We start from the raw sequence: 18,345 nt of genomic DNA on the forward strand, positions 1-18,345 counted from the left end.
GCATGGAGCATACAACTTTATAAAACTCAGACGGCACCGTAGATGCCGTGCACCGATACTTCGCCGGTAAAAACGTGCACTTCGCCGCTGTCGGTGCGCACCACCAGACGGCCCTCTTCGTCCACATCGACGGCTTCGCCTGCACCCTGCCCGCCGTCCGGCAGGTCGAAGGTGACCCGGCGGCCCAGATTGACGCAGGCGGCCTTGTATTCCTCCCGGAAGGGTGCAAAGCCATCGCGGGCAAACACATACATGTTGCGGTCAAAGCCAAAGTCGGTCAGGCCCTCGGCCAGCCATGCGGGGTCGGTGGAAAGATCCACCTTTGCGCCCTGCAGCGCCAGCGAGGTGCCGTTGGGCAGACCGGCGGCATCAAAGTAGCTCTGCGGCTGGGCCAGATTGATGCCGATGCCGCACAAAATGCCCCGGCCCTGCTGCTGGTAGCCGTAGCTCACGCCCTCGCACAGGATGCCCACGATCTTTTTGCCGTTGAGCAGAAGGTCGTTGGGCCACTTGATCTGGCAGTCCACGCCGTAGCGCAGCTTGAGCTGGGTGCGTACGGCAAGGCTTGCCAGCAGCGGCAGGGTGGCAGGCTGGGCCAGCGGTTCCCGGATGGCTGCCGTATAATACAGGGCCTTGCCCTCGGCGTTCACCCAGCTGCGGCCCAGACGGCCGCGGCCTGCGGTCTGGTTCTCGGTATACACCGCACCCACCGGGCCGAACTCCTCAAAATGTTCCTTCACGTAAGCGTTGGTGCTGCCGCATTCCGGCAGATAGCGCACCTCATTGATGCTCATTGTTTGGGTACCTCTTTATGTTCATAGGCGGTCACTTTGCCTTCGTCCAGCGTCAGGATGCCGTAGGTGTCCGGCCCGGTGTAACACCGGCCGCAGGAGCCGGGGTTGAACAAAAACACCTTGCTGCGGGTCTCTGCATGGGGGATGTGGGTGTGACCGAACAGCGCCACCTCGGCACCCCGGGCAGATGCGGCATCTGCCAGCGTATCCAGATCGTATTTCACACCGTACATATGACCGTGAGTGTAAAAGATCACCACGCCGTCAAAGGCGGCAAGGCCGTCGGTGGGTTCCAGTGCGCCGTAATCGCAGTTGCCCGCCACCGAGTAGGCCCGCAGCTTGGGGCACAGCGTCAGGGCTAGCTCCAGATCCCGCAGGCCGTCGCCCAGAAAGATCAGGGCATCGATGCTTTTGCTCTCTTTCATCAGCACGCGCTCAATGGCGGCACGTCCGCCGTGGCTGTCGCTCAAAACCAGAAGCTTTGTCACAAAAGGGGTCCTCCTCTATTACCATTTACCTGAGATGCTGTCATTCACCAGCCTGCTGGCCCTGTTGCAATACCAGCAGCTGCTTGTACACTTCGCTTTTAGAATAAGGTGTACCCTGTGCCGCCGCCTTGGCTGCGGCGGTGGGGCCAAAGCCCTGCCCGGTCAGCTCCAGCGCCCGATGCGCTGCCTGCTCCAGCGTCAGCTCCTGCTCCGGGTCGGCGGTCTCCGGCGCACCGGCCATCACCAGCACATACTCGCCGCGCGGCTCGTTGGTCTTGTAGTGCTCCACCGCCTCGCCGAGGGTAGTCTTCCAGATATCCTCGTGCAGCTTGGTCAGCTCCCGGCACAGGGTGATGCTGCGGTCTGCGCCAAAGGCATTGGCCAGATCGTCCAGCGTGGTGCGCAGCTTGTGGGGCGCTTCGTAAAAGATGGTGGTGCGCTTTTCCTGCAAAAGCGCAGCCAGCCGCTCTTTTTTCTGCTTGCGGTTCACGGGCAGAAAGCCCTCGAACACCCAGCGGGAGGTGTCCTGCCCGGACACGGCCAGCGCTGTGACGCAGGCGGAAGCCGCCGGTACTGGCACTACCTTGATGCCCCTGGCCAGTGCGTCCCGCACGATCACCTCGCCCGGGTCGGAGACGCAGGGCATGCCCGCATCACTGCACAGGGCACAGCTCTCGCCTGCTTCAATGCGGCGCAGGATGCCCTCACCCTTCTGCAGGGCGTGCTCATAGTAGCTGACCATGGGCTTTTTCAGGCCCAGAAAGTTCAGCAGCTTCATGGTCACACGGGTGTCCTCGGCGGCAATAAAGTCTGCCGCGCCAAAGGTGGCCGCTACGCGCGGCGGCATATCGTCCAGATTGCCGATGGGCGTTGCCACGATATAAAGAGTTCCTGCCATAGTTTACCTCCCATATAACGCCGCACCGGCGCTGATTAACACATCCGGCTCCACCCGCAGGCCGGTCTTGCGGTTCTTCTGCGCTTCCACAAGGAAGAGCCATGGCGCGCCGTCCGCCTTGTTCTTTACAAAGGCCAGCCGCTTCGGCTCCAGCCGGTTGGCCCGCAGCACCGCCAGCACCTCCGCCAGTCGTTCCGGCCGGTGGCACAGCGCAAAGCGCCCGCCGTCCTTCAAAAGGCGGAACGCACACTGGCACACATCGTCCAGTGTGCAGGTGTTCTCGTGCCGGGCAAGGGCGTGGGCTGCGTTTTGGCTTTGGGGCCCATCCGTAAAATAGGGCGGATTGCACGCACACACGTCAAAACTGCCCTCGCCCTGCCGGAAAGCGCGCAGGTCGGCACAGACAGGCTCAATGTGCCCGATGTCCTGCTCCTGCACCGTAGCGGAAAGCAGAGCGCTGCCCTCGGGCTGCAACTCCAGCCCTATGCAGGGGCCGCGGTGGCCGCGGTCGTGCCATTCCAGCGCCACGATGCCGCAGCCGGAACACAGGTCTGCGGCCTTCTGGGCGCGCTTTGGCTCACAGAAACGGGCCAGCAGCAGCGCGTCGGAGCCAAAACGATGCTCCGGCGAGCAATAAACCATAGTTCTATTATACAAGACTTCGGTAGAATGTTCCATAGATAAGTGTGCCGTACCCTCTCAAAAAAATGCGTGGAATTGCTCGGGGAATTTGTGCGAATTACTGCAAAACAAAAAAGCAGCAGACCTGCTTTGGACAGGCCTGCTGCTTTTGATGCGTTTTTTGTGCAGCTGCTAAAATTATTCAGCAGTGATAGCACCGGTGGGGCAAGCACCCTCGCAAGCGCCGCAGTCGATGCAAGCGTCTGCATTCACAGAAGCAACACCATCAACGGTGATAGCGCCAACCGGGCAAGCGCCCTCGCAAGCGCCGCAGCCAACACATGCGTCAGAAACCTTGTGTGCCATAATAAACTCTCCTTTTTATCTCCGTGCCCGAAGTATTGTATGAAGAGTCATGTATGGCACGGCTGTGCATGTCTCTCCGGAAATCATATCCTTGCCTGCATTTTAACAAAGCAGGTGAGAAAAGGCAAGACTAACCGTGACCCGAAAAACACAAAAGTCTGTTTTTTGTTGGGTTGCACAAAAGCACAGGCTAACTTATGGCCAAATTTGCAGGAGTTTTTTGGCAAAAATCACGAAGAGCAGTTAGTTTTAGCAGACTAACTCCTCAGAACCTCCGGCGCGTCCCTCACTCCTTTTCGGCAGCGCGCTTCCGGGCGCAGCCGCCGCCCGCGCAGCGCTTTTCGCCATCGTCGGAGGAAGCCACCACCGGGGCCGGGTTGCGCACGCCGGAGTAATCGTCGTCCGGGTCCGGGCGGCGGGGCGCACGCTTGCCGCCGCTGATATATTCGCACATACCCACCTTATAGTAACGGGGCGAAAGGCTCTCGGTACCGCAGCGCACCCGCAGGTAGCCGGAGACCGGGTTCACCTCCAGCACGGTGCCAAGACCGTCCGGCGTGCGCACGGTGCTGCCCACCATGGGCATGATGCTGTTCAGGTACTCGTAGGCGCTTTCCTCGTAGGCAAGGCAGCACATCAGCCGGCCGCAGGCACCGCTGATCTTGGTGGGGTTCAGCGAAAGGCCCTGCTCCTTGGCCATCTTGATGGAGACGGGCTGGAAGTCCTTTAAAAAGCGGCTGCAGCAGAAGGGCTGGCCGCAGATGCCCAGGCCGCCGATCATCTTGCTCTCGTCCCGCACGCCGATCTGGCGCAGCTCGATGCGGGTGTGGAAGATGCCGGCCAGATCCTTGACCAGCTCGCGGAAGTCCACGCGGCCATCGGCGGTAAAGTAGAACATGATCTTGGAGCGGTCTAGGGTATACTCGGCCTCCACAAGCTTCATTTCCAGGCCGTGGCGGGCAATGCACTCCTGACAGGTGCGGTAGGCGCGCTTTTCGTCCTCACGGTTCTGGCGCATCCGGCGGATATCCACGCTGTCGGCCATGCGGGTAATGGGCTTGAGGGCCTTGGGCACTGCCGCATCGGCGATCTCCCTCACGCCCTGCACCACCTCGCCGCACTCAATGCCGCGGGCGGTCTCCACGATCACGTATTCGCCGGTTTTGATGTCGGCCCCGGCGGGATCAAAATAATAGCTTTTGCCGTTCTCTTTGAAACGGACGGAGATGACTTTTTTCATAGTGTTCCTCATTTTTATCGGTCGAATCTATAGGATAAGGCTCGAAAAAGAGCCTGCTGATCCATTCTGTACTCTAGTATAACATATTCAAATGCACATTTCCACGCAAAAAACAAAAAGCGGCTCTGGCGCTTCGGCAGAAAAATTTTAAAAAGGTGCAACAATCTGCCCTGCTGCCGCGTATCCATAAAGGAAGACTGACCGAATTTGGTCGCACCCGCAGCCGGAAAATGGAAAAACGGAACGGCAAATGTTAAAATCTTGCGAAAGTATCCAAAGAATCGCAAAAGAATCCCACCCCGCTCTTGCAAGGCGGGGGCTTGCGTGTATAATAAAAATGTTGAAGTGTAGCCTTTCCCGCAGGGAAAGCAGCTGTCCTGCTTTGCGGCAAGGCAGAGAAACGGTAGGAGAAAATGGAAAAATTCAGTGTCAAAAAGCCGTTTACGGTGCTGGTTGCAGTGGTCATGATCCTGATCCTGGGCTTTGTGGCGGTCACAAAGATGGATACGAACCTGCTGCCCAACGTGAACACACCGTATCTGATGGTGGTCACCGTGTATCCCGGCGCAAGCCCGGAGCGCGTGGAGAGCGAGGTCTCGGATGTGCTGCAGAACTCGCTCACAGTGCCGGGCGTGTCCAAGATCACCGCAACATCGGCAGAAAACTACAGCCTGCTGCTGATGGAGTTTACCGAGGATACGGATATGAACAGCGCGCTGGTCAAGGTGTCTAACAAGCTGGATCAGGCCAAAAGCGACCTGCCCAGCACCTGCCTGACCCCCTCCATCATTGAGTACAGCCTGAACATGAACGCTTTCATGACGGTGGCTGTCAGCCGCGAAGGTGCCGACCAGTACGAGCTTTCTGAGTTTATCCAGAACACCCTTGTGCCGGAAGTGCAGCGCAAGGGCGGTGTGTCCAGCGTTTCGTCCAGCGGTCTGGTGGAAAAGCTGGTGCAGGTGCAGCTCAATCAGGATAAGATCGACGGGATCAACGCAAAGCTGCTGGAACTGATCGATACCCAGCTGGCTGCAGCCCGTTCCCAGCTGGAAAGCGCCGAGGCACAGATCACCGCCGGACGCAAGGAATACGAAAAGCAGCTGAAAAACTTTGGCAATACGGTGTCCAACTCGGTCATGAGCCAGATGAGCACCGAGGTGGGCGCCGCAGTGGAAACGGTGCGTGCGCAGGCGCAGGCTCTTCTGGAAAGTGTGAACAGCCTGATCGCTGTGGTCAAGGAGCCTGAGATCCAGCAGGCCCTGATCGAGGTGCGCGACGGTCTGCAGAAGGTCATGGACAAGTTCAACGAGACCGGTATGCGGGATATCGACTCTCTGATCGATATTGTGGCTGAGCTGCGCACCATTACCGATAAGCTCACTACCGCCCTGCAGAAGCTGCAGGAGCGCGTGAACACCGAGACCGGCTCCGAAGGCAGCACCGCAGAGGATCTTGCCAATGAGATGCAGCTGCAGGAAAGCCTGAATGTGGTCTATAACACGCTGGAAAGCACCATCAAGGCCATGGACAATGTGCCCCAGCTGATGACCGAGTTCTCCGGCGCACTGGGCAGCTTCTCCCAGCAGCAGCTCAACGCCTATATGCAGTTCACCGAAGCGCGTGAAATGCTGAACGAGTACGAAAAGCAGCTGGAGGCTGCCAAGGCAGAGTACGAGACGGCCAAGACCAACGCTCTGGCACAGGCCGATGTGACAAAGCAGCTGGACATTGAAACGCTGGCGCAGCTCATCTATGCCCAGAACTTCTCCATGCCGGCCGGTTACGTGCAGGATAAGGACGGCGAGTCCTGGCTGCTGAAAGTCGGCGAAGAGTACAACAGTGTGAAGGATATCAGCGGTGCCCTGCTGCTGCATGTGGAGGGCTACGGCGACGTGCGCCTTTCTGATGTGGCGGATGTGGAGGTCATTGATAACTCCGCCGACAGCTACACCCGCCTGAACGGCGAAAAGGCATCCATCCTCAAAATCTATAAGAATGCGACCTCCAGTGCAGGCGAGGTCTCCGACAACTGCCTGACCGCATTTAAAGAGCTGGAAAAACAATACGACGGCCTGCACATGGTGGTGCTGTCCAATCAGGGCAACTACATCACCATCGTCATCCAGAGCATCCTCACCAGCATGGTGGTGGGCGCTGCACTGGCCATCATCGTGCTGGCCATCTTCCTGAAGGATATCAAGCCCACCCTCGTGGTCGGCATCAGCATCCCGCTGTCCGTTCTGTTCGCGGTGGTGCTCATGTACTTTACCGGGCTGGACCTGAACGTGATGACCCTGGCCGGCCTTTCCCTCGGCATTGGTATGCTGGTGGATAACTCGGTGGTCGTCATTGAGAACGTCTACCGTCTGCGCAGCCGCGGCGTGCCTGCGGCCCGCGCTGCCGTGCAGGGCACAAAACAGGTGGGCATGTCGGTGGTGGCCTCCACCCTTACCTCGGTGTGCGTGTTCCTGCCGGTGGTGTTCTCGGCCAGCATTGTGCGCAGCCTGATGATGCCCATGTCCCTGTGCATCGGTTACTGCCTGATGGCCTCCCTCATCGTGGCGCTCACGGTGGTCCCGGCGGCATCCTCTACTGTGCTGAAAAAAGCTGAACCCAAGCGCCTTGCCTGGTTTGAAAAGGTGCAGGAAAAGTATGCCCATAGTCTGGAATGGTGCCTGCAGCACCGTGCCCTGCCCCTGATCGCGGCGGTGGTGCTGCTGGTGTTCAGCGGCTGGCAGGTGCTGAACATGGGCGTGGAGCTGCTGCCCAGCATCACCAGCAACGAGGCGCAGATCACCCTGTCCACCGCCGACGGCCTGACCAAGGAGGAATCCTATGCCATTGCGGGTCAGGTGGCAGAGGCGGCCCTGAATGTAGAAAACGTGGAAGAGGTGGGCATCACCCTCGACACCAGCATGGCCGGTCTGGATATCAGCCAGCTGGGCCTGCCCACCGCCATTACCGATATCCTGAACTCCGCCAATGCCTACGGCAGATACAAGATCAATGTTATGATGAGCAAGAGCCTTTCCTCCCGTGAGGTGGAAAAGACCCGGCAGGCCATGGAGGATGCAGTGTCCCAGATCGAGAATTGCACCGCTGAGGTCAAGCTGTACGGCATGACCGATGATCTGACCAGCCAGCTGGCCACCGGCCTGTCGGTCAAGGTCTACGGCAAGGATCCGGAAACGCTGACCACCGTTTCCGAGAAGGTAATGGAGATCGTCAACGATACCGAGGGCTTTGCCAATGCGGACAACGGCCTTGGCAGCGGCGATGCCACCATTATCCTGAAGGTGGACCGCGACAAGGTGCGCGCCTACGGCCTGACCGTTGCGCAGGTGTACCAGCAGATCGCGGCAAAGCTCACCACCACCGCCACCGCCCAGACCCCCGTCACGGTGAACGGCACCACCATGGATGTCCAGATCACGGACAATCTGGACCCCGTCACCAAGGAAAACATGATGGAGCTTACCTTTGAGACCACCGAAATGTCGGCAGATGGCACAGTGACCAATGGTACCTGCACCCTGAACGATATCGCCAGCTGGACCACCGGCACCGCACCGGATGCCATTACCAGCGAGAACCAGACCGAGTTTGTCACCGTTACGGCAGATACGCTGAAGGGCTACAACACCATGGTGCAGTCCCGCGTGCTGCAGAAGAAGCTGGATGAGTACGCGGCCAGCGGTGAGATGCCGGAGGGCTGCAGCACCACGCTGGGCGGCGAGACCGAGGGCACCGACTACATGGTGAACGAAATGGTGCAGTGGATGGCTCTGGCCCTGCCCTTTGTATATCTGGTCATGGTGGCACAGTTCCAGAGCCTGCTGTCCCCCTTCATCGTGCTGTTCACGGTGCCGCTGGCCTTTACCGGCGGCCTGCTGGGCCTGCTGATCACCGGCCAGCAGCTCACCATGATCTCCCTGATGGGCTTCATCGTGCTGATGGGCACTGTTGTCAACAACGGCATCGTGTTCGTGGACTATGCAAACCAGCTGCGCATTGGCGGCATGGAGCGCCGCGCTGCGCTGGTGGCTACCGGCAAGACCCGTATGCGCCCCATCCTCATGACCACCCTGACCACCGTGCTGGCCATGCTGCAGCTGGTGTTCAGCGGCGATATGGCAAGCCAGCTGATGAGCGGCATGGCCATCGTCATCATCTGCGGCCTGAGCTACGCCACCTTGATGACCCTGTATATCGTTCCGGTGCTGTACGATATCCTGTTCAAGAAGCCGCCGCTCAACGTGGATGTTGGCAGCGACGATGATCTGGACGACATCCCGGACGATGCAGCCGAGTTCATTGCGGCGCAGAAGTCTGCGGGCACGGCACAGCCGGAAGCCTGACGACAGCATGACGATTTAGAATGCGCGCCGCTTTGCTTTGCGTATCATCAGCGGAAGAATTATTTATAATAGAGCAATGCCGGGCGGTCTGCGGACCGCCCGGCATTGCGTTTTCACGGGAAAGGTCGTAACGGGAAGCGGCATCTGCTGCTGTCGGCGTACCGCCGTCGCGCAGCGACTCAAAATCGGCGCAACACAAAAAATCCTCTAGCGGAGCGACTTGGATTTTTTGTATGGAGCCTTTCTGCTTTGGGGTTACTAGGGGCGAGCAGCCCCTAGTTCGTGCCTCCCGCGCCTCGAAAGTAGCGGGTGCTTTTCTGGTTCTCTTTTGGCACGCAAAAGAGAACGTACCCGGCGGTAATGCTTTTTACAAAAGGCATGAAACTTGATCCACGCGAAAACGCTCTGCGCGGGAAGCTCCTCTTTCCGGTTACATGCCCCGCCAACTGAATAATTTCAACAAAAAATAGCTGGAAAAATTGGATGCAAATTCTAAAATCCGTTCCCCACAAAGATATAAAACTGTGATATAATCATAAATAAGATAGAATACAGTGGAAGTCTGCCTGACTGTATGTCCGAGTAAAATCTGAGGAGGCGAATGCCCAATGGCACAGATCCGCTCCAAGCCCTTCGGTGTGACCAAACAGGGCGCAAATGTTACAGAGTACATCCTTTCCAACCCCGGCGGCCTGACGGTGAGCGTTCTGGACTACGGATGCATCATTAAAAACATCATCGTTCCGGCCAAGAACGGCCCGGTGGATGTCGTGCTGGGCCACGACACCATGGCAGATTATGAGGATGACTTCACGTCCTCCGGCAGCACCTGCTGCGGTGCGTTCGTGGGCCGCTATGCCAACCGCATCGAGAACGCGGTGTTCAGCGTGGGTGGCAAGACCTACCAGCTGGAAGCAAACAATGGCCCCAACCACCTGCACGGCTGCTTCTCCCGTAAGCTGTACCGGGTGAAGGCCTTTGGCGACACCCTGCTGATGGAGGCCGAAAGCCCGGACGGCGAGGACGGCTTCCCCGGCAACCTGAAGCTGGCGGTGCGCTATACCCTTACGGAGGACAATACCTTCCGCATGGATTACCGCGTCTCTTCGGATGCGGATACCATCGTGAACCTCACGAACCACAGCTACTTCAACCTGAACGGTGAGGGCGATATTCTGGGCCAGAAGCTGCGCATCTATGCCTCTAACTATCTGGAAGGCAACAATCAGACCTGCCCCACCGGTGCCATTCTGCCGGTGGCAAACACCCCCATGGATTTTACCGAGGGAAAGCTCATTGGCCGGGATATCGACACCGGCTTTGCCCAGACCACCATGGTGGGCGGTGGCTACGACCACTGCTTTGTGATCGACCGCGCCCGCGGCTCCAGCCAGAGCATCTGCGCATGGGTCACCAGTGAAAAGACCGGCATCAGCATGAAGCTGTACACCACCCAGCCGGGCATCCAGTTGTACACCGGAAACTTTTTGCAGGACTGCCCCACCCCCGGCAAGGGCGGCGTGCCCATGCAGAAGTACGGCGGCTTTGCGCTGGAGACCCAGCACTACCCCTGCAGCCCTTCCCACCCGGAGTTCCCCACCACGGTGTTGCGGGCAGGCAAGGTGTTCCGCGCCACCACCACCCTGCGCTTTTTCACCGGCAAGCAGTGCGGAAAATTGTAAAAAATGATGCACCACACAAAAACGTCTGCTCCGGCAGACGTTTTTTGCGTGGCAGGAGGAGAACTCCCCCAGTCATCTCGCTGCGCTCGATGCCAGCCCCCTCTGAGATGGGGCCTTTGACATGACGGTACAGTTTCCGGCTGAAACGCAAAGCTTGCAGGCACGCCAGAGGCTCCCTCTCCGAGGACGACTTCCCCCGGCCGGGACAGATTCTCCCCGCGCCGGGGAGAAATGTCACCGCAGGTGACAAAGAGAGGAACAGATGTCGCGCAGCGACAAAAGGGGGAATCTGGCGCGGCGTAAGCCGTGACTGAGAGGGTTCTCCCGTCCCCATTTCTATGTTTTGCACAAACCGTGCCTTTTATCCATGACAAAATGCCAAAAAACGTTTTTAAATCAAAACCTCAAAAACAAAGATGCAACAAAAATTCATCTAAATAGAAGACGCATCCCTTGATTCTGAGCCATAAAAGCGGTATTCTTTAGGCAAGGCCGGGGAATGCCGGCATCAACTGTAATGTAAATGAGTGAGAGAGGTACTAGGCTATGGCAATTTTGGTTTCCGGCGGCGCCGGTTATATCGGCAGCCACACCTGCATCGAACTGCTGAACGCTGGCTACGACGTTGTTGTGGCAGATAACTATTATAATGCATCTCCGGTGGTGCTGGACCGCATCAAGCAGATCACCGGCAAGGACTTCCGCTTTTACAAGGCAGATATGACCAAGCACGAGGATGTGGAGCACATCTTCTCTGAGTGCCCGGACATTACTGCTGTGATCCAGTTTGCAGCCTACAAGGCCGTGGGCGAGAGTGTTTCCAAGCCAATTGAATACTATTACAACAACCTCAACTGCACGCTGGTCATTCTGGACGTGATGCGCCATCACAACTGCCACAACTTCGTGTTCAGCTCTTCCGCAACCGTCTATGGCGACCCCGCCAGCGTGCCCATCACCGAGGACTTCCCCACCGGTGCCACCACCAACCCCTACGGCACGACCAAGGTGTTCACCGAGCGCATCCTGCAGGATGTGTGCAAGGCAGACCCCAGCCTGAACGTGGCCCTGCTGCGCTACTTCAACCCCATTGGTGCGCACAAGTCCGGCCTCATCGGCGAGGACCCCAACGGCATCCCCAATAACCTCATGCCCTATATCGCCAAGGTGGCCGTGGGCAAGCTGGAAAAGGTGCATGTCTTTGGCAACGACTATCCCACCCCGGACGGCACCGGCGTGCGCGACTACATCCACGTGGTGGATCTGGCCCGCGGCCATGTGTGCGCCATCAAGAAGCTGGAAACGAACTGCGGCCTGTTCATCTGCAATCTGGGCACTGGCAAGGGCTACAGCGTGCTGGATGTGATCCACGCTTTCTCCAAGGCCTGCGGTAAGGAGATCCCCTATGTGATCGACCCGCGCCGCCCCGGCGACATTGCCGAGTGCTATGCAGACCCCACCAAGGCAAAGAACGAGCTTGGCTGGGTGGCGGAATACGGCATCGAGGAAATGTGTGCCGACAGCTGGAACTGGCAGAAGAACAACCCCGATGGCTACCACACTGTGAAGTAAACGCATAAACCTCCAAAGCCGTGCATTCTCTGAAAAAGAGGGTGCACGGCTTTTTTGCGTGAGCTCCCTCAGCCAAAACCTGACGGTTTTGCCAGATTCCCCTTTTTGTCATCTGCGGTGACATCTGTTCCTCTCTTTGTCACCTGCGGTGACATTTCTCCCCGGCGCGGGGAAAATCTGTCCCGGCCGGGGGAAGTCGTCCTCGGAGAGGGAGACTCTGGTGAAACCGTGCACTTCGCAATTCAACCGGAAACTGTGCCGCCATGCCAAAAGCCGAACCCTCTCAGTCATCGCTGCGCGATGCCAGCTCCCCCGAGGGGGGAGCTTCTTGGCTTCTTCCGGTCAGCACAAATAAAGCTCCCCCTTCGGGGGAGCTGGCGAACAAAGTGAGTCTGAGAGGGTTCGATTTGCAGGCATCTCCCCCATATTATCTATTGACAACCGCGCAAAGTTAGCCTATATTACTATTGTTAACACAAACTAACACACGTTGACAGTGGATAAAATGAGAAGGTCGATCTTATGACATTAAAAGAATTGCAGATCGGAAAAAGCGCTGTTGTGGATACCGTCGGCGGCAGCGGCGCACTGCGCCAGCATTTTCTGGATATGGGCCTGATCCCGGGGGTGGAGGTCACGCTGGTCAAGCTGGCACCCATGGGCGACCCCATGGAGCTGCGCATCCATGGCTATGAGCTGACCCTCCGGCTGGACGATGCCGCGCAGATCGGCATCACCCCCACCGAAAAGGCCCCGGCAATATCGGCGGCTCCGGCAGATGATAAAATGGTGGATCACCCCGGCCTTGGCGAGGGCGGAAAATACCACATTAAAAAGGGGGAGAATCCCCTGCCCGAGGACAGGACCCTCACCTTTGCGCTGGCTGGCAACCAGAACTGCGGTAAGACCACCCTGTTCAACCAGCTCACCGGTTCCAACCAGCATGCGGGCAATTTCCCGGGCGTGACGGTGGACCGCAAGAGCGGTGCCATCAAGGGCCACCCGGAGACCGAGGTCACCGACCTGCCGGGCATCTACTCCATGTCCCCCTATTCCAGCGAGGAGATCGTCACCCGGCAGTTCATCATCGGCGAAAAGCCCACCGGCATCATCAATATCGTGGATGCCACCAACATCGAGCGCAACCTCTACCTGACCATGCAGCTCATGGAGCTGGACACCCCCATGGTGCTGGCGCTGAACATGATGGACGAGGTGCGCGGCAACGGCGGCACGGTGCGCATCAACAAGATGGAGGCCATGCTGGGCATCCCGGTCATTCCCATCTCCGCAGCCAAGAATGAGGGCGTGGATGAGCTGGTAGACCACGCCCTTCATGTGGCAAAGTATCAGGAGCGGCCCGGCCGCATGGATTTCTGCAGTGAGGACGACCACGGCGGCGCGGTGCACCGCTGCATCCACGGCATCATCCACCTGATCGAGGACCACGCTAAGGCGGCGGGCATTCCGGTGCGGTTTGCCGCCACCAAGCTGGTGGAGGGCGACCAGCGCATCGAGGAAGCCCTGAAGCTGGATCAGAACGAAAAAGAGATGATCGAGCATATCATCGTGCAGATGGAGCAGGAGCGCGGGCTGGACCGCGCCGCCGCCATTGCGGATATGCGGTTCTCCTTCATTCAGGAGCTGGTAGCCAAGACGGTGGTCAAGCCCCACGAAAGCAAAGAGCAGCTGCGCTCCAACCGCATCGACAAATTCCTCACCGGCAAGTACACCGCCATCCCGGCCTTTATCGCCATCATGGGTCTGGTGTTCTTCCTCACCTTCAACGTCATCGGCCTGTTCTTCCAGAACCTGATGGAAACGGGCATCGACGCGTTGACCGGCATCGTGGACACGGCGCTTACAAACTGGAATGTCAACGCGGCGGTGCACTCTCTGCTCATCGACGGCATCTTTACCGGCGTGGGCAGCGTGCTGAGCTTTCTGCCCATCATCGTGGTGCTGTTCTTCTTCCTCTCCATGCTGGAGGATACCGGTTACATGGCCCGCGTGGCTTTTGTGATGGATAAGCTGCTGCGCCGCATCGGCCTTTCGGGCCGCAGCATCGTGCCCATGCTCATCGGCTTTGGCTGCACCGTGCCCGGTGTCATGGCAAGCCGCACCCTGCCCTCGGAACGCGACCGCAAAATGACCATCCTGCTCACCCCGTTCATGAGCTGCTCGGCAAAGCTGCCCATCTACAGCCTGTTTGCGGCGGCGTTCTTCCCGCAGTATGCGGGCCTTGTGATGGTGCTGCTGTACTTTACCGGCATCGCGGTGGGCGTGCTGGCGGCACTGCTGCTCAAGAGCACGGTGTTCAAGGGCGAGGCGGTGCCCTTTGTCATGGAGCTGCCCAACTACCGCCTGCCCGGCCTGAAAAACGTGGCACAGCTGCTGTGGGAAAAGGCCCGGGACTTTTTGCAGAAGGCCTTCACGGTGATCTTTGCGGCCACCATCGTCATCTGGTTTTTGCAGAACTTTGACCTGCAGCTGCGGTTGACCGCCGACCCGCAGGCCAGCATCCTTGCCCGCATTGCGGGCGACATCGCCCCGCTGTTCGGGCCTTTGGGCTTTGCGGACTGGCGCATCTCCACCGCCCTCATCACCGGCTTCATGGCAAAGGAGAGCGTGGTGTCCTCGCTGCTCATCCTCTTTGGCTCCGAAGCTGCCCTGTCGGCGGCCCTTACCCCGGCGCAGGCGGCTCCCCTGCTGGTGTTCTGCCTGCTGTACACCCCCTGCATCGCGGCAGTGGCCTCGGTCAAGCGGGAGCTGGGCAACAAGTGGGCGGTCATCATGGTGGTGAACCAGTGCACCGTGGCATGGCTGTGTGCTTTACTGGTGCGTCTGGCGGCTGTGGCGCTGTTCTGAGAAAAACGATTGGAATGCGCTCCGCGCTACTCTGCGCATATTCAGCGGAAGAATTATTTATAATAGAGCAATGCCGGGCGGTCTGCGGACCGCCCGGCATTGCGTTTTCACGGGTGGGGTCGTGGAGGAAAACAGCATCTGCCGCGCTGATTTCCTGCGGAAACAGCCGCGCGGCGGGAAGAACCCTCTCAGGCTCACTGCGTTCGCCAGCTCCCCCGAAGGGGGAGCTTTATTTGTGCTAACCGGAAGATGACAAAAAGCTCCCCCTTCGGGGGAGCTGGCGCGGGAGCGCCTGAGAGGGTTTGCTCTCTCCCTCCTTGAGGGAGCTGGCGCGGCGTAAGCCGCGACTGAGGGAGTTCCCCCTTGACATCTCTCCTCTTCTGCACTATAATACTTCAAAAATGAATCATTCAAAGATGAAAGGGAAGACCTGCTGTGAACCCGAATATCGAATTTTCCATCAAGACCGCGCAGGCGTACAATGCCGTCTGCAAACCGCTGTGTCAGGAGCTTGGCCTGTCGCAGACGGCGCTGGACATCCTGCTGTTCCTCGCCAACAACCCGGACTATAAAACGGCCCGGGACATCGTGGAGGTGCGGCATATCAAGGCGAACCTCGTCTCCATGAATGTGGATAAGCTGGTGCAGGAAGGGTATCTGGAACGGTACGCTGTGGTCGGCGACCGCCGCAAAACGAAGCTTCTCTGCACCGGCAAGGCAGACCCGATCATCCGCAAGGGGCGTGTGGTGCAGAATGCCTTTTTCAAGCGCCTGCTGGATCATGTGGAGCCAGCCGATCAGGAGGTCTTTTTCCGGACCATGGAGCTGATCGGGAAAAATCTGGACGAAATTATAAAGGAGAACGCATAAAATGAACGTGTTGTTTACGGTTCTTGTCACCTTTTTTGCCGGCATGGGGGCCGGCCTTGGCACCGGCTTTGCCGGTATGAGCGCGGCGGCGGTCATCAGCCCCATGCTCATCACCTTCCTGCACATGGACCCCTATATGGCGGTGGGCATCGCCCTTTCTTCGGATGTGCTGGCCAGCGCCGTTTCGGCCTATACCTACCACAAAAACAAGAACCTGGATATCAAAAACGGCCTGATCATGATGGTAAGTGTGCTGCTGTTCACGGTGGTGGGCAGCTGGGTGGCCAGCAGAGTGCCCTCGGCCACCATGGGCGGCTTCTCGGTGTTCATGACCTTCCTGCTGGGCGTCAAGTTCATTGTGCGCCCGGTCATGACGACCAAGGAAGCTATGCAGGGTGTCAGCGCCAAAAAGCGTGCCATCCAGTCCATCGTGTGCGGTGTGCTCATCGGTTTCATCTGCGGCTTCATCGGCGCAGGCGGCGGCATGATGATGCTGCTCATCCTCACCAGTGTGCTGGGCTACGAGCTGAAGACCGCCGTGGGCACCAGCGTGTTCATTATGGCCTTCACCGCCCTGACCGGTGCTGTCTCCCACTTTATGATCGGCGGTGCGCCCAATTGGTTCGTCTGGGCACTGTGCGTGGTGTTCACCCTGCTGTGGGCGCGCATTGCCGCTGTGTTTGCCAATAAGGCAGACCCCAAGACCCTGAACCGTGCCACCGGTATTGTGCTGGTGGTGCTGGGCGTGGTCATTATGGGCTTCAACCTTCTGAGCTGATATCCCCTGCCCTTCAAATAAAAAAAGAAAGCCCGTGCAGCCGGAAACTGCACGGGCTTTCTCTGTATCAGAACTTACTTTTCTTCAATGGTGGAGTGCTCGATCACCCAGTCGGCAGCCTTGCGGATGCCCTCGTTGCGGCGCATGGCGGGAATATCGGATTTTTCCTTGATCTCTTCCAGCGTCTTTTTGGCGCGCTCTGCACGAGCGGCCAGAGCCTTATCGATATCTTCCTCGGTGGGCACCAGATTTTCCTGCTGCGCGATCTGCAGCAGAGCCATGTGCACACGGGCGGTCTTCTCGGCAGAAGAGCGCACCTTGGCGGTAAAGCTCTCGCGGGTCTCGTGGATCTGGCTCAGGTAGCGATCCAGGCTCAGGCGCTGCATCTGCAGCTGCTGCTGGATCTGCTCCATCTGCTGCTGGTAGGTGGTCTCCACCAGCACACTGGGCAGTTCGCCCTCAGAAGCATCGGCCAGCTGGGTCAGGATCTGATCCTTGGCACGGTTCAGCGCACCGGCATGCTTGCCGTCGTGCAGCTGCTGCTTGACCTGTGCACGCAACTCGTCCATGGTGTCCAGATTGGCAACCTTCTTGGCAAAGTCGCTGTTCAGAGCAGGGATCTGGCGCACGCATACGTCGATCAGCTTGATCTTGAACACGACGGGTTTACCGGCCAGATCCTTTGCGTGGTAGCGGTTCGGGAAGGTGACGAAGATCTCGAATTCCTCGCCTGCCTTGTGGCCCAGAATGCCCTCTTCAAAGCCGGGGATCATGCGGCCGCTGCCCAGCTGGACGGCCTGGTTCTTTGCGGTGCCGCCCTGGAAGGGCTTGCCCTCCAGCAGACCTTCGTAATCGATATGTACGATGTTGCCCTTTACGGCCGGACCCTTGTGCGGCACCAGCTCAGCGGCAGCAGCGCGGCGGCGCTCCAGCACATTGTCGATCTCCTTGTCGGTCACTTCCGGGGTGACGCACTCGGCGGTAAAGCCGGTGGTCTTGGTCAGGTTCAGCTCAGGCTGCAGGGCAACAGTAGCAGTGGCCACAAAGCCCTCGTCCTTTTTCACGCTCACAAGATCGTACACAGGATTGTCAACAGCCACAAAGCTGTGCTCTGCCATGGCGGCATCATACAGCGCGGGCACGTCCTTGTCCATCAGGTCGTTGATGGCATCGTACCAGAAGGTGTGCTCGCCGCGGTCAGCCTCGATCTGTGCGCGGTCCGCTTCGCCCTTCTTGAAGCCGCGGATCGTATAGGAGGCGCGGGTGCGTTCGTAAACGGCGTTGGATGCAGCTTCCAGCTCTTCGGGGCTGGCGCTGAAGGTCATTTTGCAGACACTCTTTTCGGGAGTTTCCACGCTTACCAGTTTCATAGGATCTACCCTCCGTGGTGTCTCGCTGCAGAGAAAACCCGGCGGCGCAGCCTCCACGCGGTGCTGCCCGCAAAGCTCCTGTACCCCTGCACGGACACAGATTAAAAACATATGGTAAAGCTATTATAGCACAAGAACGACAAAAACGATACAAGAAAAATCATAAAAAATGCTGCTTTTTGAAAAAGATAAAAATATTTGCAAAAAACGGTTGACAAAACCCAGTCTGAGTGATAAAATACATCATGTTCCGAGCGGAACGTATGCGTTGGTAGCTCAGCTGGATAGAGTGACTGACTACGAATCAGTAGGCCGGGGGTTCGAGTCCCTTCCATCGCACCATGACGAATGTTCTTACAGCATTTAGCTGTTAAAGAGCATTCGTCATTTTTTATTTGCTAAATAGCGACATCACAGGGGGCGTAGTTCACAACTACGCC

13 protein-coding genes and 1 tRNA gene are annotated in these 18,345 nt (G+C 58.3%); 7 read left to right on the top strand and 7 right to left on the bottom strand.

Annotation, left to right across the window (positions count from 1 at the left end; genetic code table 11):
• Positions 1-26 precede the first annotated feature (26 nt).
• From DWY76_RS10415 to DWY76_RS10440, 6 genes are all read right to left on the bottom strand, one after another.
• On the bottom strand, positions 27-794 hold the full coding sequence (locus DWY76_RS10415) for a biotin--[acetyl-CoA-carboxylase] ligase (RefSeq protein ID WP_097774116.1): 768 nt from the start codon (positions 792-794) through the stop codon (positions 27-29).
• A complete protein-coding gene (locus DWY76_RS10420) occupies positions 791-1,282 on the bottom strand; it encodes a metallophosphoesterase (RefSeq protein ID WP_097774117.1) in 492 nt (163 codons plus the stop codon). The genes DWY76_RS10415 and DWY76_RS10420 overlap by 4 nt, the downstream gene beginning before the upstream one ends.
• A gap of 40 nt (positions 1,283-1,322) precedes the next feature.
• Entirely contained in the window at positions 1,323-2,180 is an 858-nt protein-coding gene (rsmI, locus tag DWY76_RS10425) for a 16S rRNA (cytidine(1402)-2'-O)-methyltransferase (protein ID WP_120081296.1), read from the bottom strand.
• Between the two features lie 3 nt (positions 2,181-2,183).
• Positions 2,184-2,822, bottom strand: a complete 639-nt coding sequence (locus DWY76_RS10430) for a methyltransferase domain-containing protein (protein WP_120081297.1) — start codon at positions 2,820-2,822, stop codon at positions 2,184-2,186.
• Positions 2,823-2,999: 177 nt separating this feature from the next.
• Positions 3,000-3,167: a 4Fe-4S binding protein gene (locus DWY76_RS10435; protein WP_005937576.1), complete on the bottom strand. Its 168-nt coding sequence runs from the start codon at positions 3,165-3,167 to the stop codon at positions 3,000-3,002.
• A 286-nt stretch (positions 3,168-3,453) separates the two neighbouring features.
• On the bottom strand, positions 3,454-4,407 hold the full coding sequence (locus DWY76_RS10440) for a stage 0 sporulation family protein (RefSeq protein ID WP_120081298.1): 954 nt from the start codon (positions 4,405-4,407) through the stop codon (positions 3,454-3,456).
• 413 nt (positions 4,408-4,820) lie between these two features.
• On the opposite strand from DWY76_RS10440, the gene DWY76_RS10450 reads away from it, so the two are divergent.
• From DWY76_RS10450 to DWY76_RS10475, 6 genes are all read left to right on the top strand, one after another.
• Positions 4,821-8,765 (top strand): efflux RND transporter permease subunit, encoded by a 3,945-nt coding sequence (locus tag DWY76_RS10450; RefSeq protein ID WP_120081300.1) that lies wholly within the window; start codon positions 4,821-4,823, stop codon positions 8,763-8,765.
• Between the two features lie 608 nt (positions 8,766-9,373).
• Entirely contained in the window at positions 9,374-10,447 is a 1,074-nt protein-coding gene (locus DWY76_RS10455; RefSeq protein WP_120081301.1) for an aldose epimerase family protein, read from the top strand.
• A 546-nt stretch (positions 10,448-10,993) separates the two neighbouring features.
• Complete coding sequence (galE, locus tag DWY76_RS10460; RefSeq protein WP_005937424.1) at positions 10,994-12,019, top strand: UDP-glucose 4-epimerase GalE; 1,026 nt, start codon at positions 10,994-10,996, stop codon at positions 12,017-12,019.
• A gap of 522 nt (positions 12,020-12,541) precedes the next feature.
• Positions 12,542-14,887, top strand: a complete 2,346-nt coding sequence (gene feoB / locus DWY76_RS10465) for a ferrous iron transport protein B (protein WP_120081302.1) — start codon at positions 12,542-12,544, stop codon at positions 14,885-14,887.
• 435 nt (positions 14,888-15,322) lie between these two features.
• Positions 15,323-15,757, top strand: a complete 435-nt coding sequence (locus DWY76_RS10470; protein ID WP_097781078.1) for a helix-turn-helix domain-containing protein — start codon at positions 15,323-15,325, stop codon at positions 15,755-15,757.
• Between the two features lies 1 nt (position 15,758).
• A complete protein-coding gene (locus DWY76_RS10475; protein ID WP_120081303.1) occupies positions 15,759-16,535 on the top strand; it encodes a sulfite exporter TauE/SafE family protein in 777 nt (258 codons plus the stop codon).
• A 74-nt stretch (positions 16,536-16,609) separates the two neighbouring features.
• On the opposite strand, the gene tig is transcribed toward DWY76_RS10475, so the two are convergent.
• Positions 16,610-17,905 carry a trigger factor gene (tig, locus tag DWY76_RS10480; RefSeq protein ID WP_120081304.1) on the bottom strand — a complete coding sequence of 432 codons (1,296 nt, stop codon included), beginning with the start codon at positions 17,903-17,905 and terminating at the stop codon, positions 16,610-16,612.
• Between the two features lie 265 nt (positions 17,906-18,170).
• On the opposite strand from tig, the gene DWY76_RS10485 reads away from it, so the two are divergent.
• Positions 18,171-18,247 (top strand) — tRNA-Arg (locus DWY76_RS10485).
• Positions 18,248-18,345: the final 98 nt, after the last annotated feature.

Source organism: Faecalibacterium sp. AF27-11BH (assembly GCF_003603005.1).
Lineage (GTDB): Bacteria > Bacillota > Clostridia > Oscillospirales > Ruminococcaceae > Faecalibacterium > Faecalibacterium taiwanense.